We start from the raw sequence: 26,768 nt of genomic DNA, 5'->3' as shown, positions 1-26,768 counted from the left end.
TCCGGGGAAACCGACGCTTCAGGCACTGGCATTGCTGGATCCCTCCTGCAGGTCGATCCCCGCGTAACAGCGGACAGTCGTACCGTCGCGGTTCTCCGCCGTCCGCTCGAAGGAGACGTGATTGCTCAATCTCCGGGCGAACCAGTTCTTGGACTCGACGGGCAAGTCACGGGCCTCGGCCCACTCGCAGTAGGTGTCGTAGACGGCGGCCGTCGTGACCGTGGCGTCGCCGTCCTCCCGAAGACGCTCGGCCGCGAACAGGCCGATCGCCGCGTCTGGATCGTCCGCGAGGTCGGCCCATCGATCACCCTCTTCGGCGGAGTCCGTGGTCTTAGTCTCGAACTCGGTCAGGGTGTCGAGCGACCGGATCGCTCCGTCCTCGAAGACGACCGGTTTGTCCAGATCCCCGCCATCGCCCGCAACGATCACGGTCGCGTACGCCTCGGGCCCGAACGCCGAGTCGCCCAACTCGATCGCGGGAACGAAGGGCCGACGCACGCGAACCCAGTCCGCCTCGAAGGCGTCCCGGGAGTCGTAGACGTGCGTTTCGCCGTGCTCGCGAACGGTGAACTCGCCCGATCCGGGGTCATAGCTGTAGAGCGCGGGGAATCGGTCTTTCGACGGGTCGGAAGGATCGTCAACACGAGCGTGGTCGGTCCCGTCGCCGTCGCGGAGCACGAACTCGGCACTATCCTCGATCCAGACGGTCCGTCGGGAGCCATCGGTCACCGGCCGGACGGCAGTGACGCCACCCTCCGCTCGGGCCCCGCCACCGAACGTGACCGACTCGTCGGTGATGTAAAAGTGGGTCTCACCGTCCGCGCGACGCTTGACTGGCGGATTCAGAATCCCGTCGAGGCGCTCGGCCCAGTGGGTCACCGATTCGACGCCCGTCTCGACGACGAACAGCGGGACGTACCCGTCTTCCTGCGCTCGGCGGAAGTTCCGGAGAACCTTCGCCGGCTTGTCGGGCGTGGTCGTCTCGGCCTCGACGTAGAATTCCACGTCCAGGTCCGGATGGAACGCCTTCGCGTCGGGGCGATCGGCGCCGTCTTGCTCCTCGATCGTGACGGTGAATCCGAGCGGCGTCAGTGCCTGCTCGATCTCGGCGAGCATGGCGTCGTGGCGATCCCCGCCGGCCGCCCGAACGTCGCCGGTGTCGATAGCGACGGCCTCCTCGCCCGCGTCGGTCAACCGGGCAACGACCGTCTCGCCCGACTCGTCGAGATCCACGTCGATCAGTCGGGAGCGCTCGCGCACGTCGGCGAGCGTCTCGTACTCCGGCGGTGGCTCCTCGATGTCGGCGGCGTCGTAACACCCCCGGAGTTCGTCGTCCACGTCGGCGACCGGCACCCAGCCGTTGGTTTCGTGCTCGCCAGTCCGGATCTGGACGATCCGGATCGCGCTCGCCAGCGCCCGATCCAGACCGCCATCGTCCGCGCCGAGGATCTCCCGAACGGCGTCGGGCGTTCGATCGACCGGCAGATCGCTATCCTCGGGCACGCCGTACTCGCCCGCCGTTCGCTCGTGGACCTGATCAAGAGCGTCCGCGAACTGCCGCTCCTGGCGATGATCGAGCGGGTCGTCGCTCTCGGGATGACCGTCTGGAATCGGTAGCGGTTCGAGACTGAACGGTTCTGGCCCGGTCTCGCCGAACGTCGGACTCGGCAGTTGGGCGATCCACTCCCCGCGCGGGAGCGACCGGATCCGGTTGGCGAACGCCGCGGGGTCCATCTCCTCGTGGGCCATGGCCCGTGCGATCTCGCGATCGACGGCGATCTTGCCGACGAGCGTCGTCGCCACGTCGTTGAGCACGTTGAGATACACCTGGTGGTCGCCCTCGGCCTCGATCTGCTCGGGGAACTGCAGGGAGAGGCCGACCGAGAGCCCGAAACTCCGGCCCTTCTCCAGCAGGTCGTTCATCACGTCCGAGACGACGACCGACGCCGCCTCGTCCACGAGCAAATTGACGACGTAGTCGTCGGGCAGCTCTTCGACGGTCCGATCGCGGGTCTCCAGGGCGTCCTCGAGGTTCGTCAGGATTACGCCGGTCATCAGTCGAGCGGCCTCGTCCCGGAGGTCGCCGAGGTCGAAGAGAACGACCGTGTTCTCGTCGAGCACGTCCCGGAAGTCGAACCGGGGCTCAGTGTTGTCGAAGATCCGCCGGAGATGGGCGTCCTGCGTGACGTAATCGAGGCGATTGCTCACCCCGCCCATGACCGTCGCGAAGGTGTTCGAATCGAGTTCGAGTTGGCGATTGATCTTCCGCTGGACCTCGTTCTGGCTGGCCTGCGGCGCCTCGGTGACGTCGCCGTCCGGCGGGCCGGCAGCCCACAGTTGATCGAGGACGTGTTCGAGTTGCGTGTGGGCGAAGAAATCGACGGATTCGCGGTACAGGCCGTTCTCCCGGCCGTACTCCTCGTCGAACAGCGCCTTGACGAGGTACTTGATCAGGTTCGGCGCGACGATGGCCTGCTCGTAGCGATCCTCGCCCATCGCGAGTTTCAGGATTTCCTCGTAGTGATCGGCGACGTTCTGGACGGCGTCCACCCGCGCTCGGCCGGCAGCAAGGTCACGCTCGACGTTGAAAAACGAGAAGCCCGGCAGCACCTCCGGCACAGGGAAGTGCAGGACGTTCGCCGCGAGGTCATCGGCCCCAAAGCGGGCGGCGTGGGCGCGCATGTAGTTCTCGCTCATGCCGTCGCCCTTCGGGTCGATCAGCACGACTGGGCCGTCGGTTGCCTCGTATAGCGAAAGCGCGTCGTTGACCAAGGCCTTGGACTTGCCGGCGCCGGTCGTCGCCGCCCGTAGATAGTGCGTCGTGAGTAACCCGGGCGGGACGCGCGTCGGGTCGTCCTCTGGCTCGCCGTTCTCGTCGAGGGCGTACCCGATCGCCATCCCCTCGCGGAACTGGTCCATGTGATCGGTCGTCGGCCGGGGTAGCGGCGAGCGACTCTCGGGGTTCGCCTCGGCGCCACGGCCACCCTCGGTCGTGAGTTGCGATGCGGGCGGGACGACCGTCACGTTCGCGAGTTCGTCGGCGTTGAGCACGAGGTCGGGACGGATCGATCCCCATCGACTGGTGGTGATCTCGCGCTCGCGAAAGCGATCGAATGCGCGGGTAGCGCGGCGCTCCTCCAACCACCCGCTACGGAGCCGCCGCCCCGTCACGCCGTAGTGCGTTCCGGAAAGGTGATCGAAGATGGGTACGAGGTCGTCGAGCAATCGATCGAGTGCTTCGTCGTCCTCCTCGTCCTCATCCCTCTCGTCGGGAACGAGGGCGAGCGCTCGCAGGTTCGCGGTGAACGTCCGCCCGGGCCGTTTGTTCTCGATCGAGGCCACGCGTTCGCGACCGCCAGGGTCCTGGAACTCGTCCGCATCGACTGCAGCGCCGTCGGTCTCGGCCCCGACGAAGAGTTCGCTCAGGGCACGATCCAGGAGGCGATCCTCGCCGTCGCGCAGGCGTCGTTCGCGGGCCCGGGCGTCTGCCGTCCAGTCGGGCTTGCGCTCGAAGAGCACCTGAAACGCGATCGGATGGTCGGCGGCGGTGAGCCGATCGATCAACGGCGCCAGCGGTGCGCGGGAGTGATCGTCGCCCTGCCCGACCGTGTCCGTGAACGTCGGAATCGTCGTCATCCAGTCCCGCGTGCGTATCGCGTCGCCGACCCACCGGACACCCCGTGGTGCGAACTCGTCGATCACGTCGCTCTCGGGGACCTCGATACCGTCCTCTGGAACGAGTTGGGTCACCGGATCGACCTGCTCGCGTTCGACGACGAACGTCGAGGGATACAGCGTCCGGAGGCGCTCCTCGAACGCGTCGAGACGCCGGTCGGCGCCGTAGTAGAACTCGACCGGCTCGTCGCTGCCGGCGCTAATCGCGAGGAACTCGAAGGTCGGCGGCCCGCCGTCTCCGAGCGAGTCGAGACCGGAAAGCAAACCGCCGCCCGAATCGAGCGCATGCAGCGCGCCGAGTTGTTCGACGACCGTCCCGGGTGCGAGGTCGCTCCGGGAGGGCGTGACCTGGACGTACTCCCGCGTCATGTCCCCGACTCGCCACCTCCGTCGAAGTCCCCGCCGCCGTCGATCACGCTCGCCTCGTAGTCGCTCGCGCGGATCCGCAGCGGGAACCAGCCCTCCTGATCGATCCCGATCAGCGCCTCCGAATAGCCGTCCTCGTCCTCGCCGGCCTTTGCCGACGTGACCCAACTCACCTGCCGATCGTTCAGGTCGAACCACTGTGCGATCTTGTCGTCCTCCTCGTTCACGCGGTGGAGCAGCGTGATCGAACAGAGGTTCGCGATGGTGCGGGCCTCCGGCGTGAGCGCGAACTCGCCGCCGGTCTGGGTGACGAACTCGAGGCTCAGATCGAAGTGGCGGCTGTGCCGGACGGCCGTCTCGAGGAAGTCCAGTGAGGAGGCGTCGTTCATCAGGTAGTGAGCCTCGTCGATGGTGAACACGACCTTCTTCTCGGTCTGCTTGACGCGCTCGTAGACGCTGTTGAACAGCACCTGCATGGTCAGCGTCGTCTCCGCTCGGCCCTGCGCGCCCTCCTCCTGGTGGAGATCCAGGTAGATGACCTTCGAATCGAGGTCGAACTCGGTGGGCTTCGCGAGGTTGGCCAGCGCACCCTCGTCACGGAACGAGGGTCGGAGGTCCTTCAGCAGCGACTCGGCGTCCTCCCGGACGGCCTGCTTCTCGCCGTCGGTCTCGTAGCCGAACTCGCCGGGGTCGGCGGCGAACTCCTCCAGCACGGCGATCACGTCCCGGATCGTCGGCGACTCTTTCGCGTGGGTCGCCGGATCGCGCGTGATCCCCTGCTGGCGATAGGCCGCTTGCGTCGCCCGTCGGAGCGTCTGGCTGCGCTCGCCGAGCGGGTTGTCGGCGACGTGCTCGAAGAACGTCCCGAAGAAGGTCATCACCCACGTGATCTGCTCGCCCCACGGGTCGAGGTCCTCCACCGCGTCGAGGACGTGCTCGGGCGTCGGCTTGATCTCCAGCGGGTTCAATCCGCGCGTCCCGCCGACGGTGATCTGCTCGCCGCCGAGGGCCTCGCTGACGCCCGCGAACCCCCGCATCGGGTCGAGCATGACGACGATCGTATCCTCGTCGTACATCGCCCGCCGGACCAGGCGCAATTTCGTGGCGAAGGACTTCCCCGCGCCGAGGCGGCCGATAATCATGGTACAGTAGCCGGTTTCCCGCGCGAAGCGATCGAGGATCAGCGGGCTCTCGTTGAGCGCGTAGGTACCGTATTCGATCCCTGGCTCGGCGAACGCACCGGAAACGAAGGGGAACATCGCGCCGACCGCGCCGCCGAGCATTGGCGTCGTCGCGTCGAGCGTCTCGTCGAACTCGTCGGTCGCGACCGGACTCGCCGCGGTGAGTGCGTCCAACTGTGACCAGCGCGGTGCGACTGGCGTGAGGTTCGCCGGGGCCCGCCGCGCAGTCGTGATCACGTCGCTGGCGTCCGCGTCGTCGCGGTCCTCGCCCCGGACGGCGAGATACGTCGAGACGTCGAAGGCTTCCATCGGTGTGTTCCGGAGGACGTCGTACATCTCCTCGTGGTCGGCGAGGTCCTTCTCGACGCCGCGGGAACTCGCCCGGTGCTTCTCAGTGAGGTATTCGAGGTCGGCCTGGAGGTCCTCGATCCGGTTTTCGAGCGTGTCCAGCGTCGCCTGCGTGTCGCGCGGATCGAGGTGGATACTCACGTCGGTACTTCGCGTTTCGGCGGCCGCGTAGACCTCCTCGAGGAAGCCGTCAATCGGCGCGTCGGGATACTCGCCGGCCCACAGCGTCTTCGCCCACCGATCGCCGGTCCGGATCGCGGCGGGCGTCCGCTCGATGGCTGAGGGTGCGACCAGCGACTGGTGGATTTCCGGGATGGTGCCGATCTCTTCGTCCGACTGGTCGTACTCGACGGCGACCTCTCGCGTCTCGTGGCTTTCGTCGCCGTCGTCGCTGGCAGGGGCACCGTGATCGTTCTCGTTTGACTGTTCGTCGTCGATTCGTGGGAATGGAAGTTTCTCGCGAATCATGAGTCGGCCCCTCCAACGAGGGGCGTGGTTCGAATGCGGTGGGCCAGATCACCGTGTTCGAGGTCGCGACCGGCCCAGAACTCGCCGATGACGCGGGTGAACTCCGTCGCGTCGATCCGGTTGGCGTTCACGTCCTCGATCCCGCGCAGGCCACGCTCGACGCGCCGGAGACGCTCGTCGAGTTCCTCCGCCATCGCGGCGCGCTCGGCGGCCTTTGGCGGCGAGGTCGCCGCCCTGACGAGCGTCCCGATCACGCGCAGGTCGGCGATCTTCTGGATTAGGCCGTCGCGCTCGAAGCGGACCTCCGCCGGCGTCACCGGCACGACGACGTAGTGGTCCCGGATCGTCATCTGCCGGCGGACGAGTTCGTCCTCGTACCAGGCGACGTAATGCTCGATCAGCGCCTCCAGTTTGGGATTCGCCTCGACGTCAGGATCTCCGAGTCGGGACTCGTAGGCGTCGAGGTACTCGTCAGCGGGGAACGATTGGGTCGTCGAGTAGAACTGCACCGGGAACTCGACGGTCGTGTTGACGAAATCCTGGAACGCCTCGGCCTTGGCCTGCCACTGGTCGTCGGTCGCCAGCGCCATCGTCGCCGGTTCGACGTGGACCGCGCCCACGATCGCGCCGTCAGTCCGCACGACGGCGTCGTGCTCGGGCAGGACGCGCTCGACGCGGGTGTACGCCTTCGCCTGCTCGTGATCGAGGTTCGACTCGCTTTGGTGGAAGCCGACGAACTGCTCCAGCCAGTCGAGACTGTTGGTGTACCCGGGCGTCAGGTAGACGAACGTCGCGCCGACGGCGATCCCGACGACCGCGAGCGGGATCGTGAGCACGGTCACCGAGACGCCGGCGACCGCGAGGTCCGACGGCAGGACGACCTGCGTCAGCAGGATGACGATCACGCCAGGCATGCCGGCGACGATGAGGTCGGTCAGCGAGTACTGCCCGAGGAGTTGCGTGTCGGTACCGAGTGACTTCGGAATGCGTTTGGATGGATCCGTTCCGTTACTCATTGCTCTCACCTGCAGAACTGCTGTCATCGCTCGCGTCGCCGTTCGATTCGCTCGTGGTGTCGCTGTCGCGCAGGGTGTCGCGACTCGTTTCGCTCCGACCCCTGTTGGCGTCTCGACTCGTCTCACTTCTGGAATCGCTCCTGCCACTGTCGTCGGAACTACGACTGGACCGATCGCCGCTCCGATCGCTTCGGTCGCTTCGACTGGTGTCCGTGGTCGTCGAGCGATCGGCGTCGCTTCTTCCAGAACCAGCGTCACCACTTCGTGCGGAGTCGCCAGTTCCCGACTCGCGGGTTCCGCCGTTGCTTCGTCGATCAGATCCGCCGTTGCCCTGCCGGTTCGATCCGCCGGATCCGCCGCCACCGCCGTCGTCACCGCCACGACGGAACCGATCGCCGAGTCGCGAACCAGTACGATTCACCCGCCGACCGGCCGCGTGGGCCGTCGAGTCGCCCGAACCGAAGACGGTCTGGCCGTCGCTCCGGACTGCCGGTTTGTCACGGACGCCACGGGCGAAGTTGCGTCCGGCGTGGCCGGCGCGCTGGACCTGCTCCTTGCCGGTCGTCGTCCGCCGGCGGGCGCGCTGCGCCGAGACGTGGCGGGCCGCCCGATCGGCCATGAACATGATCGCACCGGCCTGCCAGAACAGCACGAACGGCGAGAGCACCGCCGCGAACGGTACGACCAGCGCCGTCAGCCAGGTGCCGATTCCGCCGGCCGAGAGCCCCGCGCTCTGGCCGAGCAGGCCCCCGACGCGAAAGAGCAACGCGACCGGGACCGACATGAACAGGAAGGGCACGTAAAATCCCGCGAGTTTCTTCATGAACCGCGAGACCAGCGTGAACGGCCCGACGCCGGGGATCCAGAGCACGATCAGGATCGGCATCAGCAGGACGAACAGGTACAGGACCAGCTGGCGAATCAGGTAGATCAGCCCGATGATGACGAAGAGGGCGAGATCGACCGTCAGCGAGATGACCAGGCCGATCACGCCGATGGCCGCGAAGGACATGGTCTCGAACAGCGCGATTTCCTCCAGCGAGGGCAGCAGGAACTTCGCCAGCGCGTCCATGAACCGCAACGAGAACGCCGCGAGCCACCACCACGAGAGAATCCCGATCAGCCCGGAGAAGGCCCGCTTCTTGAGCTTCGAGCGGTGGTAGTTGCTGAACAGGTGGCTCGTCGATTCCAGCAGGATGACCACCCCAACCGCGAGGCCCCACAGCGACAGCGAGAGCGGCACGATCGTCTCCCAGTAGTAGCCATGGACCGCCGGCCACGGGCCGTTCGTCGGGGCAGCGAACACCGCGTCGGGATGTGGTGTCTGCACCACGACCTCCAGCAGCGCGTCGCCGTGGTTCTGGATCGCAGTCTCGATCGGGCTGAACAGGATCCGCAGGAGTTCCTGGAGCGCGCCGACGATGATGTCGCCGAGACCGTCGAGCAGGCCCATGCGTTGGACGCCAGCCTGGCGACCGGACCCGCCGAGGGCGGCGATCAGCGTCAGGACACCGAGAGCGGGCCGCAGGTCCACCGCCCGGTCGCGACCGCCGTCGGTTCGCGTCCGGGTCACAGTCCCCTCCACGGCGGCCAGAGGTGCCACGTCGTGATCCGGTCGATCAGGTATACCGCCAGCAGGAGCAGGCCAACCGGGACTGCGAACCGGAAGACGGCCGCGAGCACCTGCAGGGACGGCCCGCCGAGGCTGAGCGTCACGCTATCTTCGACATAGCCTCGGTCGTGGTGCCACCAGTCGCCGGGTTCGTATCGCGCCGACACGAACGTTCCAGCATCGTCGAGCGTGACCAGCGCGGTGCCGTCGTCGGTGGTGTTGACCCGCTCGCCGTCGATCACGACGACGCCGTCCCGATCGGCGGTGTCGATGGGGTCGCCCGTCGCCGCGTCACGCAGGCGGATCTCGATCCTGGTCGTCAATTGGGAATCGTTGCGGACCGCGAGCGTCAGATTGCTCCGGTGAATCGGGACGGTGTCGAAGTCCCCCGTATCGACCGTCGTCGAACGCCCGCGAACGAATCCCCGGGCGCGGATCTCCGATACCTGCTCGGGAAAGCGTGTGACGATGGTTCGGCTGCCCGTGTAGGTGCCGTTCGGGACGCCCAACTCGACGTTCTCGGGGAGCGTCGGCGCCTCGTAACGCTGGCCGTCCGTGGCGAGAACGCGAGTCGTCGGCTCCGCGGCCGACGCACCCGTTGCTATCGGGAAGGCGTTGACCTGCAACGGATGCAGGGGCGAGTACCGTTGTGTGGTGGTGTTCTGCTGAGCGTAAACGAGGGTGTCCCACGACGGATCGCGCGCCGAATAGAGTCGCCAGGTCCCCGTTACGTTCCCCTGGTCCGTGCTGTATCCCAGCCAGGGCCGGTTCGCCGTCACCGCGAGCGCACTGCTCCCGTCCGGATATTCCGCGCGCTTCCCGGTGATCTGGAGGTCCTCCACGACGACGCGCCGGTCGTCCTCGACCGTGACCGTCTCCGTCGGATAGGTGTAGTTATGATCGACATCGGTCTGACAGCGCGTCGTGGTGCCGTTCTGCCAGCAGTCGGTCTCCTCGGTCCGGACGTGCTTTTCGAGGCGGACGAACACCTCCGTCTCGACTGAGATGCGATGGGGCCCTCCAGCGAGGTCGTCGAACGCGAAGCGCGGCGTGTGGCTCCCGCCGTCACTTGCGACGGTCTCGCCGTCGATCGTCAGCCGGGTCTCCTCGATCCGGTGGGTCTCCAGCGACCAGTAGACCTGCCGGTCGCCCGTGGTGTCGTCTTCGGGAACGCGCACGCGATAGTCAGTGGTCGCGAGCACCTCGCCCGACCGCCCGACGTACAGCGGTTGCCGGGAAGCCGACAGCCGGAGCATTGTCGAAGGCTGGATGGCGAACAGCGTTGCGTGGGCGTCCTTCACGAACTCACCGTCGCTCGTATCGGCGTGGCTCGGCTGGATCGAGACGCTCCGGTTCGTCTCGGGGAACTCTTCGATGTCGCCCGCATTCCAGCGCTCGACGTCACGGGGCGGCGCGTTCAGCGGCAGGTCGGTCCCGTTGGCGAGTTGCCGGAGCGCAACGTCCTGTCCGCCCTCGTCGTAGGTGCTGACAGTGCCGTCCTCGTCGCCGGACCACAGGATCGGGAATCGCGTCTCGTTGACGCCGTGGTCGGGCTCGGAGGGTGGATCGGCCAGCGCCGACCCCGCCAGCGCGGTCAGCGCAACGAGGGCGATCATCGCGAGGAGTCCTGCTCGCCGCTCAGAACGCACACGCGCTCCCTCCGGCGACGACGTTGTTCAGGATGAACGTGATAATCTCGGTCCCGAGCGGCGCGACGATGACGCCCCAGAGCAGGCCCTGATTCCGGATGCCCTTCATCTCCTTCTTCCAGTCCGACCGACGGACAAAGGGCAGGGCGACCGTCGCGCCGAGCGCGAGGACGCCACCGAGCATCGGCCCGCCGAACTGGATCAGCGTGAAGACGTTCTGAATCGTGTCTGCCATCGGCGTGTTGCAAAAGGCCTGGCCGGACCCCTGAGCGGCCGCTGGCTCGGCCAGCACGAACAGGGCGATAGCGGCAATCGCCAGGCGCCGAAACGGGAGATGGCGGACGAGTCGGTCGGTCATCGAAAGCGATGCCTCTGTCGAGGGGTGCGTGTCGTCGGTCATCGGTGGATCAGTCGTCTCCTTGCACGTCCGGCGGAGGGGCCCGCCGAACGATGCACTCGGGACTGAGCACGGGATGACCGTAAGCGAGCGCGTGGTGATTCCGGAAATTCGAGAGTTGTTAGAAGAATCCTCTATGATAATGCTCAGTTACTATTCAGTTGGGTTCAATTGGTCCAGACACGATAGTAAGCAGAGTTTATGGCACATCCAAAGCTTCTTTCAAGCTCATTCTCTTTTCAGCTTCAAATTCTCCTTCATATATTTTTACATTATAGTCTTCTCCGAGAATATCTTCATAATATATTGTTAGGGTTAGTTCTAACGTGTTACCGGATTCTACTCGTGAAAGCACGTCACTAAAGGCATGAGTGTCAACTGTAACTAAACCCTGGCCCATATCAATAGCGTCTTCATTAAATTCAGCTTTTGCTTCGTACTCTTTTTGTTCGCCAGCTTGGAGCGGTTCGGAGCCTTTCCCTGTGTCTATAGTTGTATGGCTAACCAATGCCGTCCATTTTGGGTTTATACCCTCTGGTACCTGTCTAAATGACTTTTTCAGATATTGATTAATGGGGAGACTCAGTTCTATATCTTGGTACTTCTGACGTACGCATAATTTTGTTGATAAAGCTAATTTCTTTGCCAATCCATTACCTTCATTTTTTAAAACCACAACTAGCACGTCGTCCCCGTTTGTCGTCTCTTTAGCATATAATTCAAGCGGCGTGAGCTCGGGCATGTGATTTGCTTCGATCAATTCATTCTGTCGCTCTTGAATAGTTGCGACTTTTTCGTTAAGTGTGGTTTGCTTCTCTTGGAAATCCGTTTGCTTTTGCGCCTCTATTGATTGGACCGATTCATTATCTGCAATTATCGCGTATATAGAAATTAAAGCGACTGTGAGAAGGAGGTTTGTGACTATCCCAAGGACCTCAAATTGGAGTGTGGGTTCAAAGTAATGCCCGGTGATTGCCCAGGCAACACCTACAATGATCGATATAATAACAAGATACAGAGTTATCTTCCGGAGTAACTTGTTGTCCGAAAACTCTCTGACACCCTCGGCTTCAACCATACTGGTTTTTAAATCCGTCTCGCCCTACTTAAACTGTACTCAGCCAATTAATTCGACCTTGCCAAATCATACCATGACTGATCCGAAAGGACGGCCAGACGCTCAGCGAATGGTTCCTCTCCAAGTCAAATCCCCAGACTGCATTTGAATCTGCTCAGGGTATTTGTCGTTTGAATTAATGAGGTTGGTATCTACTCCTCAACCATGACTAACGTGCCTGTATGCGACGAGCGTCATGATTGGTACAAACCTCCAAGACTCCTCACGGGGGACAGTGGGCCGTCACACCTGACACCTCCCGCTCACGGGTGTCGATTTTAAGGCACACCCCACCCTTTTCAAGTGGGAATGTGTAATATTAGTAACATGCCGCCTCCCGGATTTGAACCGGGGACAGCTCGATCTTCAGTCGAGTGCTCTCCCAGTCTGAGCTAAGGCGGCGCATATCCAGAGACGACGAGGGGCGAAAAAAGGATTTCGAAAGCCGGCGGCGGTCCGTTACGCGCTCGCCAGCCCTTCAACCAGGAACTCGGCGGAGGTTCGCGTCGTGGCCATGGGCGTGTCGTGGACGTCACAGATACGTAGCAGTGCCGTAATGTCGGGTTCGTGGGGTTGGGCGGTCAGCGGGTCACGAAGGAAGATAATGCCGTCGAGTCGGTCAGCGGCGACCTCGGCACCGATCTGGGTGTCGCCGCCGAGTGGACCGGATTGTTTGCGTTCGACGGAGAGATCGGTCTCTTCCATGATTCGCTTGCCGGTCGTCCCCGTACAGACGAGTTCGTATTCCGAGAGTTGAGGTTCGTGCTCTTGAACGAAGTCGATCATCTCGGGCTTTTCGTCGTCGTGGGCGATGAGTGCGATTCGGGTCATACCCTATCCTCGATGTCCTGGGGTAAAGACGTTGAGGAAATCGACGGCGCGCGGGCACCGATTCAGGATTGGGCGTGGACGTCGACGTCGCCGGTGTGATGGACAGTCACTTCGTGGTCCTCGACGCTAAAGGAGAGGTCAGTCGCGTCGGTGTCGTCGTCGTCGAACAGCTCGACTAGCGCTTCGATGTCGACGTACGACGAGAGCGAGTCCAGGTCGTCTTCGTCGTAGTCAGTGTTTTCGAGGACGGCGTCGACGACGAGTTCGTCGACGGGCTGTGGGCGCACCCATTCGTCGCCCGCACTTTCGGGAATGATATAGCGGTCTCCCATACTCATATATTGGTCCGGATGGGCCTCGCGTATAAAGGAACACCCACCAGTTTCGCGCCCTGAAAGAACGTCCCCGTACCACGGCCGTGGGATCGTGGCGGGCCCGGGACCGTGAATTCACTTCGTTTGGCTTGTGGGCTTGCTCTCCGTGACTTCTCTTCCCATCCACTGTTCTCCGGTCTCGTGTCGTTTCAGCAGGACTCACAGTCCGCGATCGCATTGTCCTCACAGACTGTTTTCGAGACGAGCGTCCAGAGGCCACGACGGAGTCGTTCGGACGCGGCTTGCTGTGAGATGTCGAACTCGGCAGCGAGTTCGGACAGCGACGTGTCCCGCGGGATCGAAAAGTAGCCACGGTCCCAGGCGAGCATGAGGAGTTCCCGTTGTGATGGCGTCAATCCGAACTCGTCATCGAGTGCGGCCGCGTCGTGGTCACGGATCGAGGCGACAGTGACGTCGACGCCGATCTGCTCACAGTGCGAACAGAACGCCGACAGCTTGTTCCGATCGGGGATCCGAAACCGGACGTTCCAGCCGTCACCCTCGCTCGTGGCGGCGAGCAAGAGGGCGTCGTGTTCGATCGCGGCATTGTATACCGCGACTGTCGGCAGGCTCGCGTCGTGGATCGATCGGTACAGCGTCCCGGACGGTGTCGATGACAGCTGTTCTACTGCCGAGACAGTCCGGTCCGATCGGAGCGCCGCCCGGAGTTCGTCCCCGGCGACGCCACGGGCCCAGAAGAAGAGCCGCAGGGGGACCGACAGACCCGCGTCGATCCCTTCGACATCTACCGAGAGCTCCGGATGCTGTTCGAACGTCGGCCCCAGCAACTCAGCGTCGAACGTACAACACGCGATCATTCGAGGTGGGCCCTCATTCGTGTCGGCTGGTCGTATCGATGAGGCATAAAACGCGCGGTTCGAACGAACATACGTCCGGCGGACGACCGCATCGCTGGCCAGTTGTCATCCCTGAAGGGTAGGACCGCGTTCAGGGTTCCCCCCTTTCCCAAACGGTGTCGACTGCCGGAGCAGGTGAATATGTCAGAGGCACGAGCTCCGGTCGGTCCCGAACTGTGCCGACACCGTACGCTTACTCCAGCGCCCTGGAATATAATGATGATACTTGTGTATTCATGCACTATATAAGGTGGTGGTGGGCTCACAGCCGCCTGTCACGATCAGGACTGACGGCGGTGGCGCCGATTCGCCCCGAAGAGCGTTCCTGGGGTACGCCAGCGGTCGTTCACGAGAGGTGTTCGCCCTGATAGTCGCCCTCGTAGGTGCCTGAGTGGGCAGCGTCGGCGAGGACGAGCTGGGCGATGCGAGCGCCTTCTTCCAGCTCGATCTCGTGGTGGACTTCGAGCAGTCCCTCGCCACGGCCCTCGTAGCCGGCGTCCCAGACGGCGGTGTCGAGCATGCAGGAATTGCGCAGCAGCGACGAGCGGGGGAGCAAAAAGCCGACGTGGTTCTCGGGGATCCGGACGGTCTCGGCGTACCGGACCACGTACCCACCCGGCGGGAGGTGATACCAGCCGTCCGCGGATTCGACCGGCTCGCGTTCGCCGATCGACTTGCCGTCCCGGCCGATCCGACCCGGCGATGTTTGCTCGAAGACGGCGTCCAGGGTGAGGTCGACGCCGTTGGGCTGGCACTGGTCGTCCCGGAGCTCGCCGAGCTGTGCAGCGACGAAGTGGCCGCTCTTGAACATCGTCTTCGGAATCGGGGACGACGACAAAGAACGTTCCGGGCCCACGGACACAACGACGACCCCTGTGCTACCATGCCGCGGCGGTTCCAGTCCCGTGATCGTGCGCCCGCACTCGATTTTCACGGTCGATCACCGGGGTTCGGAAAACCGCCGGACGGCGAACCCGCAGCATTCGCGCCAACACCGGGGATTTATGTCCATGCGTGGCCTGTCTCCGGACGATATGGGACAGACGCTCACAGAGAAGATTCTCGACGATCACCTCGTCGACGGGGACCTCACCCCCGGCGAGGAGATCGGGATCGAGATCGATCAGGCACTCACACAGGACACGACGGGGACGCTCGTCTGGCTGCAGTTCGAGGCGTTGGATCTAGAGGAGGCCCAGACCGAGCTTGCCGCCCAATACTGTGATCACCAGACCTATCAGTTCGACTTTAAGAACACCGACGACCACCGATTCCTGCGGTCTGCGGCCGGCAAGTACGGCGCGTACTTCTCGCGGCCGGGTAACGGCATCTGCCACCAGGTTCACAAGGAACACTTCGCCAAGCCCGGCAAGACGATGCTGGGCTCGGACAGCCACACGCCGACGCCCGGCGGGCTGGGCGAACTGGCGATCGGTGCCGGCGGGCTCGATCTGGCGGTCGCGATGGGAGGCGGGGCCTATTACATCGAGATGCCCGAAATCGTCAACGTCCGCCTGGAGGGCGAGTTGCCCGCGTGGGCGACCGCCAAGGACGTCATCCTCGAACTCCTTCGCCGACTGACGGTCAAGGGCGGCGTCGGCAAGGTCCTGGAGTTCTCCGGGCCGGGCGTCGAGTCGCTGACGGTGCCCGAGCGGACGACGATCACCAACATGGGGACGGAACTCGGCGCGACGACATCGATTTTCCCGACCGACGAGGAGACCAAGGATTACCTCGAACGCCTCGGTCGCGGCGAGGACTACGTCGAGATCGGCCCGGACGAGGACGCCGAATACGCGGACCAGATCGTCGTCGACCTTTCCGAACTCGAACCGCTGATCGCGACGCCGTCGATGCCCGACAACATCGTCCCGGTGCGTGAGGTCGCGGGCGAGGACGTCGAGCAGGTCATCATCGGGTCGTGTACTAACGGGGCCTACGAGGACATCCTTCCGTCGGCGAAGATGCTGGAGGGTCGCGAGATCGACCCGACCACGGAGATGATCGTCGCACCCGGCTCCAAACAGGCTTCCGAGATGCTTGCCCGCGAGGGCTGGGCCTCCGAGATGATGGCCGCCGGGGTCAACTTCTCCGAATCGACCTGCGGGGCCTGTATCGGGATCGGCCACGTCCCCGCGAGCGATTCGGTCAGCCTGCGGACGTTCAACCGCAACTTCGAGGGACGGTCGGGCTTAGAGGACGACAAGGTCTACCTCTGTTCGCCCGAGGTCGCCACCGCGGCGGCCATCGCCGGCGAGATCATCGATCCGCGCGACCTGGCTGACGAACTCGACATGGACTACCCCGGCTTCGAACTCCCCGATGAGTACTACGGTGCGGACACGGACATCATCGAGCCCGAGAACGCGGTCGACGACGAACTCATCAAGGGGCCGAACATCGGCGAGGTGCCGCTGAAGGATCCGATGGACGAACGGCTCGAAGGGTCGGCGCTGCTCAAGATGGACGACAACATCACGACCGACCACATCATCCCGGCGACCCAGGACATCCTGATGTACCGGTCGAACGTCCCGAAGCTCTCGGAGTTCACCCTCTCGCGGGTCGACGAGACCTTCGCCGACCGCGCCCTGGAAGCCGACGGCGGCTTCCTCGTCGCCGGCGAGAACTACGGACAGGGCTCCTCACGTGAGCACGCCGCTCTCTGCCCGATGTATCTCGGCGTCGAGGGCGTCCTCGCCCAGAGCTTCGCGCGAATCCACAAGGCGAACCTGTTCAACTTCGGGCTCCTGCCCTTAGAGATCGACGAGGAAACTTACGAGAAAATCGATCAGGGCGACGACATCGAGATCGTCGAGGACGTCGCCGCTGCCGTCCGGTCGGGTGCCGAGGAGTTCACGGTTCGCGTCAACGACGAGTGGGAGGCCACGGCGACGCTCGACGCCTCCGACCGCGAACGTGAGATTCTGGCCGACGGTGGCAAGCTGCCACACACGAAAATGAAGTACGCCGACGACGCGAGCGACGCGACGCCGGCCGACGACTGAACGCGTCGCTGCCCTGTTTTTCGCCCGGCTCGATTCACCGCTCGGCCGCCTCGATTCATCACTCCGGTGACACAGCCGACGCCAAGTCGCTTTTCGGGGCTCGCCGTCTTCGAAGACGGCGAGTCGATCGTCGCCCTCGATAGGGTGGACCCAAGTCAGTCACCCACCGGTGATTCGTCCGTCGGTTGCTACCACATGAGCGTCGCGGTGGCGTTCCACTAGACGCGATCGAGCAGGCGGCGAGCCTGACACGACGGCAACCCGAGATAGAGCATCGCGGCCACGCCGGTGAGTCCCGCGAGCCCCAGGATCGCGCCGTCGAACTGGCCGGCGTCGGCGAACACGCCTACCATGGTCGAGGCGAGCGAACTCACGACGAACAGCGCCGTTCGGACGACGCCCCAGGCGGTCCCCTCGACGTCGGGCGGGAGACACCGGATGATGAACGCGTTCGAGACGGGTGCAAAGCCCATCCGAACGCCGATCAGGAGCACACTCCCCGCGACGAGCAGGCGGTGATCGAAGACCACGAGTCCGACCAGCGGCAGGACGCTGACGGCGGCGATCCCGGCCAACACCCGCGCGGACCGGCGGTTCGTGGCGATCCGGCCGGCCAGCCACTGGGAGAGTGCGCCCACGAGAAACAGGCCACCGAACAGCACGCCGGCCTCGGACTGGACGAAGCCCTTGTGATCGACGAGATACGTGGTGACGAGGGCGGTGATCCCCTGATACCCGAAGTACATCACGATCGCCGCGAGCGTCGCCAGCCCCGCCTGGCGATTCCAGATCGATTTCGCGGCGACCGACAGCGACGCTCCGATCGACTGTGTGGCAGCCGAATCGTCGGTAGTGTCACTGGTGTCGTCGACATCTTCCGTCTCACTTTCGCGTTCGCTCTCGGCACGCCCGGCCGTGAGATGGACCGCGATGCCAGCCAGAGCGAAACCGGGGGCCGCGAGGCCGAGCGTCGCCCGCCAGCCGAATCCGTCGACCACGAGCGAGGCGAGTGCAGGCAGGACGGCCGCCCCCAGGCTGCCGGCCGCGAGCGTCAGCCCGATCGCCCGGTCGGCTCGATCGGCGAAGACGCGGGCGAGCAAGGTTCCCCGTGGCGGGCCGTAGAGTCCGGTCGCCCCCCCGAAGAGCCCGGTCGCGACCACGAACAGCCCGAACACTGGGGTGAACGTGAACGCGATCAGACTGGCCGCTCCCAGGAGCAAACTCGCCGTCAGCACCCGCGCCTCGCCGAGCCGGTCGGCCGCGATGCCGGCGGGAAACTGCATGATGCCGTACGTCGCCCACAGCACCGTGATGGCGATCCCGGCCTGGGTATCACTCGTGGACGGGAACGACGCCGTGATCGTCGGCAGAATCCCCGGTAGGACAAAGCGCAACCCCTGGGCGAACAGCCACCCAGCGGCGACGCTCAGGAGAATCAGCCCACGGCCCGATCCACCGCGCTCGGTCATTGCCGTTCACTTCCGACGGATTCGACGGGCCGAGTCGCTTTCATGTCCCGGTCACACTCCTGTTCGATCGACCGCGTCCCACATTCGCTCGGGTCGACTCAAAATGGGGTGTCCGCACGGCCGGTGGCCCCCCTCTCGGGGGCTTGTCGTCGGTCGACACTCGCTGTGGGCGGTCATTACTGCTGAGTCGTCGCTGGGCCCGGAAAACGGCAACGATTGCCGCAATGTCCACGATTGTTTATCGCCAAAACGGTGGTACCCCGGGTCGAACAGCCAAGCGCCTCTATCTATCGAACTGGTGATACGACACGTTCGGACACGAACCCGTAGCGTCGGCGGTCAGAATGGTCCCGTGGATGCGACCATTTTCGCGGCCGTGTTGCCGTATTGATTGGACTGGTTCTGCCGTCCTTGCCTGGTCGTCCGAGGGGCTTTCGACCCTCCGGTTACCGCGGATAGAACATGGTCTCAGAGCTGTCGGTTCCACGCTGCGGTCCCGAATCGATCCTTCACGAGTACCTGAGCGCTCGCACGTTCGTCGTCAGTGAGCGAGCGCTCGGTCGCGCCCGCCCGCTCGCGAACCCCGCGTTTCAGCGCATCGATGACGGCTGATCGGGAGGCTTCGACGTGATCGGCGATCCGGGCGACTCGCTTTTCGGCGGACGCGATCGCCTTGTCCGAGACTTTCTCCTCGCCGACGCGCAGAACCCGCAACATCTCCGCGATGTCCAGGTCGTAACTCATCGTCGTGTGATGGAGGACCGCGCCATCGGTGCGACGCTGTGCTGACCCACCGATCTTGCCCTCGGCGTGAGCGATGTCGTTCAGTGGCTCGTGGGCGACATCGACGCCCAGATCCCGAAGCGCCTCGATGGCCCACTGATCGAGGTCGGCGTAGCTCTGGCGGATGTCGTCGCTCACCATCCCGGCAGGCAGGTACAGCGAGAAGGTGACGACCGCCCCCGGCTGGACGAACATCGCGCCGCCGCCAGTGATCCGCCGGACGACGTCGATTCCCTCGCGTTCGACGTACGTGGGGGCGACCTCGTCGGCGTAGGCCTGGAAGCGACCCAGCGCGACCGCCGACGATTCGCGGTACCAGATCCGCAGCGTCGGCCCGATCTCGCCGTTCGCGACGCGGTCGAGCAGGACGCGTTCGAGCGCCTGCTGGGTGGCCTCGCTGTAGGTCCCCGAGTCGATAATCGTCCAGGGCTCGTCGGTCTGGCGTGCCCCAGCCGTAGATTCCTCAGTCATCGAGAGCCTCCATCGTCAGGTCGGCGACGTCAGCGGCCGAGAAGCCGATCAGCGTCGCGTCGATGTCCTCGACGGCCGCCAGGATCGTCTCGCGGTCGACGTCGACGGCATGTCCCTCGATCGCGGTTTCGATGTCGGCGCGCGCCGCGGCCGGTTCGACGAAGAAGTCGCCGGTGAGTCGGACGTCGTCGATCCGGTTCTCGGCCGCGACGTCGACGCGGACGAGTTTGCCGTCGGGTACTTTCTTCGAAGCTCGTGGTGGCATAGTGGGGAGAGTGACGTGGGCAGAGTCAGTTCGCGGTGTGGATCGCCTCGCCACGGGCGTTCGCGGCGGCCTCCATGACGGCCTCCGAGAGCGTCGGGTGAGTGTGGACGGTCTCGGCGATGTCGGACAGGCGGGCGTCCATCTCGATGGCGAGGGAGACCTCGGCGATCAACTCGGAGGCGTTCGGGCCGACGATCTGTGCGCCCAGGATCAATTCCGTGCGTCGGTCGGCGACGATGCGGACGAAGCCTTCGGTGTCGCCAAGCGTCAGCGCCCGGCCGTTGCTCGCGAGGGGCATCCGGCCGACGACCGGGTAGTACCCGTCGTCGCGGGCCTGGGCCTCGGTCATCCCGACGGTCGCGACCTCGGGGTCGGTGAAGACGACCGCGGGCATCGCCTGGTAGTCCAGGACGGACGGCTCACCGGCGATGGCCTCGGCGGCGACTTCGCCCTCCCGGCTGGCTTTGTGGGCCAACATGGGCTCGCCGACGACGTCGCCGATCGCGAAGATGCGCTCGCAGGTCGTCCGGCCCTGGGCGTCGGTCTTGACGAAGCCGTCGTCGTCGAGTTCGATCCCGGCCGCTTGGAGGTTCGCGGTGTCGGTAACGGGTTCGCGACCGCCGACGACGAAGACCTTCTCGGCTTCGAGCGCGTTGCGGGTGCCGTCCTCGTCCTCCGTATGGACGACGATACCGTCGTCGGCTTCGTCCCAGGACTCGGCCATCTCGCCGAACCGGAAGTCGATGCCGAACTCGACGGCGCGCTCCCGGACGAGCCGGGAGATGTCGTCGTCGTAGCCGCTGAGCACGTCGTCGAACATCTCGACGACCGTGACGTCGGTCCCGAGTTTTTCGAAGACCGTCGAGAGTTCCATCCCGATGTAGCCAGCGCCGATCACGACCAGCGAATCGGGCCGCTCGTCCAGGGCGAGGGCGTCACGCGAATTGAGGACGTACTCGCTGTCGAAGGGGAAGTCGGGGATCTCGATCGGGCGGCTCCCCGTCGCGACGATCGCGTTCCCGAAGTCGATGGCCGTCTCGCCGTCGTCGGTCGTGATCTTCGCCCGCCGGTTGTTGACGAACTCGGCGACGCCATCGACGACGGTAACGCCCTGTGCGTGACAGAGTTGCTCGACGCCACCGGTGAGCTGGTCGACGACGTCGTCCTTCCAGCCCGTCAGCTGCTCGACGTCCACGGTCGGGTCGGCGCTGACCCCGAGGTGTTCGGCGTTTGCGGCCTCGTAGGCGATGTCTGCACCGTGGATGAGCGCCTTCGACGGGATACATCCGTAGTTGAGGCAGGTCCCGCCGACGGCGTCGTCTTCGACCAGCGTCACGTCCAGGCCGAGCTGGCCGGCCCGAATTGCCGCGACGTAGCCGCCGGGACCGGCCCCGATGATGAGGACGTCGGTCTGTTCGGGGACGCCCTCGACGCTGCCCGGACTCGGGACGTCCGCCGGGGTGCCCTCGCCGACGGGTCGGACCGTCCGTTCGGACGCCCCGCCTGTCGGCTGGGTGGCCCCACCGACAGCGTCGGCGGAGTCGTCGTCGGGTTCCGACGGTCTGTCCTCGGTGGGTTCCGGCGGTTCGGTGGGTTCGCCACCCTCGGCGTCTCCACTCTCGGGGACGTCGTCGGGATCGGCGGCCTCGTAGGTGAACAGCGTCTCGCCGACTTCGACGTCCTCGCCCTCCGCGGCGGCGCACGCTTCGATCGCCATCGTCTCAGGGGCGGTCACCTCGACGATCGACTTGTCGGTCTCGACCTCGGCGAGAAGCGTGCCCTCGGCGACCGTCTCGCCGGCCGCGACCTCGAGGGCGACGAGTCGGCCCTCCGTGGCCCCGTCACCGAGATCAGGGACTGCAAAGGCTGTTGACATCTGAAATAATGGAGGGGAGTCCTCAGGCGTCCTTTTCGGCTTCTAGTTCCTCGAGGATCTCGTAGGCCTCGATCGCGTAGGTCATCGCCGGACCGCCGCCCATCAGGACGGCGACTTCGAGCGTCTCGATGACCTCCTCGCGGGTCGCACCGGCCTCGAGTGCGCCGTCCATGTGCCAGAGGACACAGTGTTCACACCGCGCCACGCACCCGACAGCCAGGGACATGAGTTCCTTGGTCTTCGTATCGAGCGCCCCCGGGCTCTCTGTGGCTTCGACGTAGCCGGCGAACCCTTCGAGGTTCTCGGCTTCGCCAACGAGTTGGTGGAGACTTTGCTTCATCTCGGCGAGTTCGTCGGATTTCGACATCACATATATATTCGACTGTAGCGGCATAAATTACTCGAAATATGGCGTTAGAGCGCCTAAAACGCATGAAATCGGCACATACTGGTGACTGTTGGCCCCGTCCCGATCGACGATATCGCGTTCGATCCGCGGGGGCACTCCCACGCCGACGCCATCCCACTGGTCGCGACCAGCAATTCGCCGTCGGACTTGGACCCGTCGTCCGGCGTGACGATCACATTGGCCGCGGTATCGATTGCCCGCTCTCTTCTCTGGTGGGAGAGGTCGCGCTTGCTATCCCACGTCTCAGTCGTGGACGCGACGGCGCATGCCGGTAGGGTTGCCTTCGCCGGTCTTGTCTTATTCGACCATTACTATGGGTTGGATACGTATAAATATAGGCGTAACACCGTTAGGACGCCCTCAAAATAGCTACTCTTGGTGACAGGGTCCTGCGTATCCTTGTGACATACGTACAACAGCCAGGCTCGGAAACTGGTGGTATTCCGACGCTCGCGCCCGGTGCGGTGGGTAGTGTTCAAATAAGGATCTAACCAGAGTGAGACTGCCCTGAAAGCCCTCGCCAGTTTCGATCCCGCGCCTCGCTGTCGCCGGAAATCAAAGATTTCCGAGATGACGAAAGAGCTACGCTCTTTCGGACCACGCTCTTCGGCCGCGTTGCGGCCTGCAGTGCTTACTTCGTCGGGGTTCCCGAAAAGGGAGGTCGGCGACGCCGACCTCCTCAAACCGTGGCGGCAGGGAGACGGCGTCGCCGTCTCCATTCGAGGCGGTGCAACCGCCTCGCAGCCGCCACGCGTGGCTCGCCCTTTCATTTTACCAGAAGACGCAGTCTTCTGGTCGCCCGAAAATCTTCGATTTCCGGAGACAGCGAGGTCGTCGGACGGCGTCGCCGTCCGACTGTCCGAGGGACCGGCGGTCCCTCGCTACCTTCGACCGGAGCCACTCGGGGCTTTCTGGCTCTCACATTCCATTCCTGCTAAACTAAACGCTACGACCAACCGAGGCCAAACCGTCATGTAGCTCCCGCCCGGACCCGAGTTATGGACGTACTGATTATCGGCGGTACTGGCGTCATCTCGACCGGCATCACGCGACAGCTCGTCGAGGCAGGCCACGGCGTGACGATCTTCAACCGCGGAGAGACTGACATCGACATCCCCGATGCAGTCGCAGAGATCCACGGTGATCGCTTCGATCACGATGCGTTCGAATCCACAGTCGCGGACGTCGAGGTCGACGTCGTCATCGACATGATGTGTTTCGGGAGCGAGGACGCCGAGAGCGATATCCGGGCCTTCTCCGGGGAGATCGAGCAGTTCATCTTCACCAGTACGGTCGACGTCTATCACCGGCCGCCCGAGCGCAATCCGGTCACCGAAGACGCGGCCCGCGAGCCGCCGGTCAGCGACTACGCCGAGGGCAAGGCCGCCGCCGAAGATCGCTTCCGGGAGGCAGAGGCCGAAGGAGCCTTCGACGTGACGATCATCCGCCCGTGGAGTACCTACGGCGAGGGCGGGGCCATCTTCCACACCTTCGGCGGTGACACCTACTATCTTGAGCGCATCCGCCAGGGCAAACCCATCGTCGTCCACGGCGACGGCACCTCGCTGTGGGGCTCGTGTCACCGCGACGACGTCGCCGCGGCGTACGTCAACGCCGTCGGCAACGAGACGGCCTACGGAGAGACCTATCACGTCACCAGCGAGGAAGTCATCACCTGGAACCAGTATCACCGCCGGGTCGCGGCCGCGCTCGACGCACCGGAACCCGACCTCGTCCACATCCCGACTGACGTCCTCCGGGAGGTTGCGCCCGACCGCACGGAGATGCTCCGGGATCACTTCCAGTACAGCACCGTCTTCGACAACAGCAAGGCCAAACGCGATCTGGACTTCGAGTACACGGTTTCCTTTGAGGAGGGCGTCGAACGGACCGTCGAATGGCTCGACGACCACGACGGGATCGAGGTCGGGGAGGGCGACGCCTTCGAGGACGAACTTGTCGAGGCATGGCGGGCGTCGGCTGAGGACTTCCTCGCCAACTTCGAGTGAAAGACAGCGCCAGAATGTCGCATGTCGAACCCTATAAATAGCTGTCTATCATTATTACTCATCACTGATGGATTCGAACACGCTCGATCTGTCCCCGCCACACCAGAGCGCGTTGACGACCCTGGTCAACGAGTATTCGGAGTCCGAGTCGCCGGTCAAAAGTGCCCGGATAGCCGAGAAGGTAAACCGAACGGAAGGGTCGGTCAAAAATCAGATGCGGAAGCTGTCAGCGCTCGGACTCGTGGATAGCGTCCCGGGGCCACGTGGCGGATACAAGCCAACCGAGATGGCCTTCCAGGCGCTCGAGCGCGACCAGGAGGCCGACGGCGAGAAGGTCGTCGTCGCCCAGAACTACGAGCGCGTCGACGTCACTGTCGACGAGGTCACGCTCACGAACGTCCACCACCCGACCGACTGTCGTGCCCGGGTGCACTTCCAGAGTATTCTCGAGGAGATCGAGATCGGCGACGCCCTCGCCGTCGGCCCGACGCCCGAGTTCGACCTCGTCGTGGTCGGCGAGGTGATCGAGATACTCGGCACCGGTGACGAGGTGATCCTCGAAATCGGCAAGATGGAAGCACCGTTCGTCGACGAGGGGCTATAAGAGGGTCGCCGGAACAGTCAGGCCGTCGCGGTTGCCGCGAGCGCTTTCTCGATGTCGTCACCGATTTCGTCGACGAGCGCCGGCACAGCCTCGCTCACGGCGTCGGTCATCCCCTCGCCGTACTCGAATGGGTTCTCGACCTCGATCGCGAAGATCGTGATCTCGGGCATGGATTGCCCCATCGCCTCGCCGAGCGTCTGGAGTGTCCCCAGCCCGACGTTGTGGGTTGCCAGCCCACCCGAGTCATCGCCCGGCTCGACCTCGCTCGGGGAGAACTCGTAGTAATCGCCGGGAGTTCCGCCGTCAGTCTTGATCGCGTCGACGAGGAACACCCGGTCGTACCCGCTGAGTTCCTGGATGAGCATGAGCCGGCCGGAGGTGTAGGTCTCGACGTCCAGCCGGTCGCCGAATCGCTCACCGAGCGCTTCCGTGACGTCCAGACCGACCACGTCGTCGCGCTTGATATCGTTGCCCAGGCCGAGTAAGAGTGCGTTCATGATGGGGATGCGGTGTTGTGGTGTCGTGTCGTGGGACGGTGTCGTGGTGTCGTGTCCGCCGTTCTCAGCGACTCGTCGAGGCGACCGTCTCGCCTCCCTGTTCGAGTTCGAGTTCCAGAGGCATTTCGCCGATGGCGTGGGTCGAACACGACAGACACGGGTCGTAACATCGGATGACGCTCTCCATCTTGTTGAGAATGTCCTCCGGGATTTCGGGGCCCTCGACAAACTTCTCGGCGGCCGAGAGCACGCCGCGGTTCATCGCCCCGTTGTTGTGCGTGGTGGCGACGATGAAGTTGGCGTCCTCGACGATCCCGCCGTCGTCGATCGTGAACTCGTGGATGAGCGTCCCCCGTGGAGCCTCGATGACGCCGACGCCCGTGCCCGCTTTGGGCTTGGTCGGGACGTTCGTCGCGCCCTCGTAGACATCATCGTCTTCGAGGAGCTCCTGGATGCGCTCGACGCAATAGAGCATCTCGATGAGCCGCGCCCAGTGGTAGTACGTCGAGCGTTCGTGGACGGCCCCCTCGGCCGCGTCCATGAACTCGACCCACTCCTCGCGGGCCTGCGGGGTCGCGATGTCGTCGACGGCGTTCAGGCGAGCCAGCGGCCCGACGCGGTACTGGCCGTCCTCGAACCCGCGCTCCTTGTAGTAGGGGAACTTGAGGTAGCTCCACTCCTTGGAGCGCTCGGCGATGATGTCCCGGTACGCGCCGTCGTCGATCTCTTCGAGTTGGTCACCACCCTCGTCGACGAGCCGGATGTCGCCGTCGTAGTGTTCGAGGCCACCCTCCTCAGTCACGAGGCCCATATAGCCCGTCGGGTAGGTGGCATAATCCAGCGTGTCGTCGTCCATGTCCTCGAAGATCCCTTTCAGGAGGTCGATCGTCTCCCGAAGGTATTCGGGGAGGGGCTGGCTCTCTTCGAGCAATTCCTCGCCGTCTTCGCGGTCGAGCGTGTTCGAAACGCCCCCAGCCACCGCGAAGTCGGGGTGGACCTTCTTCTCGCCCAGCGCGGCGATGACGTTCTGGCCGAAGCTCCGCAGGTCGATCCCGCGTTCGGCCAGCTGTGGATTCTCGTTCAACACGCCCTCGATGTTACGCTCGGCGGGGTCGGCGTCGTAGCCAAGCACCAGGTCCGGACTGGAGAGGTAGAAGAAACTCAGGGCGTGACTCTGGAGTACCTGCCCCATGTGGAGCAACTCCCGAAGCTTGTGGGCGCTCTCGGGGACGTCGGCATCCATGACGTCGTCGGCGGCCTTCGCCGCGGCCAGTTGGTGGCTGACCGGGCAGATGCCACAGATGCGGGCCGTGATCTCGGGCATCTCCCAGATGGGACGGCCCTCGACGAACTCCTCGAAGCCACGGAACTCCGTGACGTGGAACTGTGCGTCCTCGACGCTCCCCTCGTCGTCGAGGTGGATGGTGATCTTGCCGTGCCCCTCGACGCGCGTGACCGGATCGATTACTTCCTTCTTGCTCATGTT

Annotated in this window: 21 protein-coding genes, 1 tRNA gene and 1 pseudogene; 3 read left to right on the top strand and 20 right to left on the bottom strand. The window is 64.3% G+C overall.

The window, feature by feature from the left end:
- Positions 1-18: 18 nt before the first annotated feature.
- The 12 genes from SVXhr_RS13695 to SVXhr_RS13640 all read right to left on the bottom strand — a co-directional run bounded on the left by SVXhr_RS13695 (position 19) and on the right by SVXhr_RS13640 (position 14,702).
- Positions 19-4,044 carry a conjugal transfer protein gene (locus tag SVXhr_RS13695; RefSeq protein WP_275737967.1) on the bottom strand — a complete coding sequence of 1,342 codons (4,026 nt, stop codon included), beginning with the start codon at positions 4,042-4,044 and terminating at the stop codon, positions 19-21.
- Positions 4,041-6,038 carry a transfer complex protein gene (locus SVXhr_RS13690; RefSeq protein ID WP_275737964.1) on the bottom strand — a complete coding sequence of 666 codons (1,998 nt, stop codon included), beginning with the start codon at positions 6,036-6,038 and terminating at the stop codon, positions 4,041-4,043. The genes SVXhr_RS13695 and SVXhr_RS13690 overlap by 4 nt, the downstream gene beginning before the upstream one ends.
- Entirely contained in the window at positions 6,035-7,054 is a 1,020-nt protein-coding gene (locus SVXhr_RS13685) for a hypothetical protein (RefSeq protein ID WP_275737962.1), read from the bottom strand. Before SVXhr_RS13685 ends, SVXhr_RS13690 begins: the two co-directional genes overlap by 4 nt.
- On the bottom strand, positions 7,047-8,627 hold the full coding sequence (locus tag SVXhr_RS13680; protein WP_275737960.1) for a hypothetical protein: 1,581 nt from the start codon (positions 8,625-8,627) through the stop codon (positions 7,047-7,049). Before SVXhr_RS13680 ends, SVXhr_RS13685 begins: the two co-directional genes overlap by 8 nt.
- Positions 8,624-10,315 (bottom strand): hypothetical protein, encoded by a 1,692-nt coding sequence (locus SVXhr_RS13675; RefSeq protein ID WP_275737959.1) that lies wholly within the window; start codon positions 10,313-10,315, stop codon positions 8,624-8,626. The genes SVXhr_RS13680 and SVXhr_RS13675 overlap by 4 nt, the downstream gene beginning before the upstream one ends.
- Positions 10,305-10,715: a hypothetical protein gene (locus SVXhr_RS13670; protein ID WP_275737957.1), complete on the bottom strand. Its 411-nt coding sequence runs from the start codon at positions 10,713-10,715 to the stop codon at positions 10,305-10,307. The genes SVXhr_RS13675 and SVXhr_RS13670 overlap by 11 nt, the downstream gene beginning before the upstream one ends.
- Before the next feature lie 196 nt (positions 10,716-10,911).
- Positions 10,912-11,790, bottom strand: coding sequence for a hypothetical protein (locus SVXhr_RS13665; protein WP_275737955.1), 879 nt, complete (start codon positions 11,788-11,790; stop codon positions 10,912-10,914).
- Between the two features lie 367 nt (positions 11,791-12,157).
- Positions 12,158-12,231 (bottom strand) — tRNA-Phe (locus tag SVXhr_RS13660).
- A 57-nt stretch (positions 12,232-12,288) separates the two neighbouring features.
- A complete protein-coding gene (locus tag SVXhr_RS13655; protein WP_275737953.1) occupies positions 12,289-12,660 on the bottom strand; it encodes a methylglyoxal synthase in 372 nt (123 codons plus the stop codon).
- Between the two features lie 62 nt (positions 12,661-12,722).
- On the bottom strand, positions 12,723-12,998 hold the full coding sequence (locus SVXhr_RS13650) for a HalOD1 output domain-containing protein (protein ID WP_275737951.1): 276 nt from the start codon (positions 12,996-12,998) through the stop codon (positions 12,723-12,725).
- Between the two features lie 185 nt (positions 12,999-13,183).
- On the bottom strand, positions 13,184-13,852 hold the full coding sequence (locus SVXhr_RS13645) for a helix-turn-helix domain-containing protein (protein ID WP_275737949.1): 669 nt from the start codon (positions 13,850-13,852) through the stop codon (positions 13,184-13,186).
- A gap of 385 nt (positions 13,853-14,237) precedes the next feature.
- Complete coding sequence (locus SVXhr_RS13640; protein WP_275737947.1) at positions 14,238-14,702, bottom strand: deoxyuridine 5'-triphosphate nucleotidohydrolase; 465 nt, start codon at positions 14,700-14,702, stop codon at positions 14,238-14,240.
- A gap of 223 nt (positions 14,703-14,925) precedes the next feature.
- On the opposite strand from SVXhr_RS13640, the gene SVXhr_RS13635 reads away from it, so the two are divergent.
- Complete coding sequence (locus SVXhr_RS13635) at positions 14,926-16,899, top strand: aconitate hydratase (protein WP_275737945.1); 1,974 nt, start codon at positions 14,926-14,928, stop codon at positions 16,897-16,899.
- Positions 16,900-17,117: 218 nt separating this feature from the next.
- Here the strand turns inward: SVXhr_RS13635 and SVXhr_RS13630 are convergent, their stop codons facing one another.
- The 6 genes and pseudogenes from SVXhr_RS13630 to SVXhr_RS13605 all read right to left on the bottom strand — a co-directional run bounded on the left by SVXhr_RS13630 (position 17,118) and on the right by SVXhr_RS13605 (position 22,130).
- Positions 17,118-18,368 carry an MFS transporter gene (locus tag SVXhr_RS13630; RefSeq protein WP_275737944.1) on the bottom strand — a complete coding sequence of 417 codons (1,251 nt, stop codon included), beginning with the start codon at positions 18,366-18,368 and terminating at the stop codon, positions 17,118-17,120.
- A gap of 468 nt (positions 18,369-18,836) precedes the next feature.
- Positions 18,837-19,622 (bottom strand): biotin/lipoate A/B protein ligase family protein, encoded by a 786-nt coding sequence (locus tag SVXhr_RS13625; protein WP_275737942.1) that lies wholly within the window; start codon positions 19,620-19,622, stop codon positions 18,837-18,839.
- A complete protein-coding gene (locus tag SVXhr_RS13620) occupies positions 19,615-19,887 on the bottom strand; it encodes a hypothetical protein (RefSeq protein ID WP_275737940.1) in 273 nt (90 codons plus the stop codon). Before SVXhr_RS13620 ends, SVXhr_RS13625 begins: the two co-directional genes overlap by 8 nt.
- A 25-nt stretch (positions 19,888-19,912) precedes the next feature.
- Positions 19,913-21,286, bottom strand: a complete 1,374-nt coding sequence (gene lpdA / locus SVXhr_RS13615; protein ID WP_275740956.1) for a dihydrolipoyl dehydrogenase — start codon at positions 21,284-21,286, stop codon at positions 19,913-19,915.
- 264 nt (positions 21,287-21,550) lie between these two features.
- Positions 21,551-21,763 (bottom strand): annotated as a pseudogene (locus tag SVXhr_RS13610) (biotin/lipoyl-containing protein); the annotation flags it as partial.
- Positions 21,764-21,785: 22 nt separating this feature from the next.
- Entirely contained in the window at positions 21,786-22,130 is a 345-nt protein-coding gene (locus tag SVXhr_RS13605; RefSeq protein ID WP_275737938.1) for a carboxymuconolactone decarboxylase family protein, read from the bottom strand.
- 1,040 nt (positions 22,131-23,170) lie between these two features.
- Between SVXhr_RS13605 and SVXhr_RS13600 the strand changes: the two genes are divergently transcribed.
- Together SVXhr_RS13600 and SVXhr_RS13595 are read left to right on the top strand one after the other, a co-directional pair.
- Complete coding sequence (locus tag SVXhr_RS13600; RefSeq protein ID WP_275737936.1) at positions 23,171-24,181, top strand: NAD-dependent epimerase/dehydratase family protein; 1,011 nt, start codon at positions 23,171-23,173, stop codon at positions 24,179-24,181.
- Positions 24,182-24,248: 67 nt separating this feature from the next.
- Positions 24,249-24,785 (top strand): Rrf2 family transcriptional regulator, encoded by a 537-nt coding sequence (locus SVXhr_RS13595; RefSeq protein WP_275737934.1) that lies wholly within the window; start codon positions 24,249-24,251, stop codon positions 24,783-24,785.
- Between the two features lie 17 nt (positions 24,786-24,802).
- On the opposite strand, the gene SVXhr_RS13590 is transcribed toward SVXhr_RS13595, so the two are convergent.
- Together SVXhr_RS13590 and SVXhr_RS13585 are read right to left on the bottom strand one after the other, a co-directional pair.
- Positions 24,803-25,282, bottom strand: a complete 480-nt coding sequence (locus tag SVXhr_RS13590; RefSeq protein ID WP_275737932.1) for a hydrogenase maturation protease — start codon at positions 25,280-25,282, stop codon at positions 24,803-24,805.
- A gap of 64 nt (positions 25,283-25,346) precedes the next feature.
- Positions 25,347-26,765, bottom strand: a complete 1,419-nt coding sequence (locus tag SVXhr_RS13585) for a Ni/Fe hydrogenase subunit alpha (protein ID WP_275737930.1) — start codon at positions 26,763-26,765, stop codon at positions 25,347-25,349.
- Positions 26,766-26,768: the final 3 nt, after the last annotated feature.

The sequence above is a fragment of the Halorhabdus sp. SVX81 genome (assembly GCF_029207715.1).
Lineage (GTDB): Archaea > Halobacteriota > Halobacteria > Halobacteriales > Haloarculaceae > Halorhabdus.
Note: the sequence above shows the minus strand (reverse complement) of the source record. Positions and strands in the feature narration are given on the sequence as shown.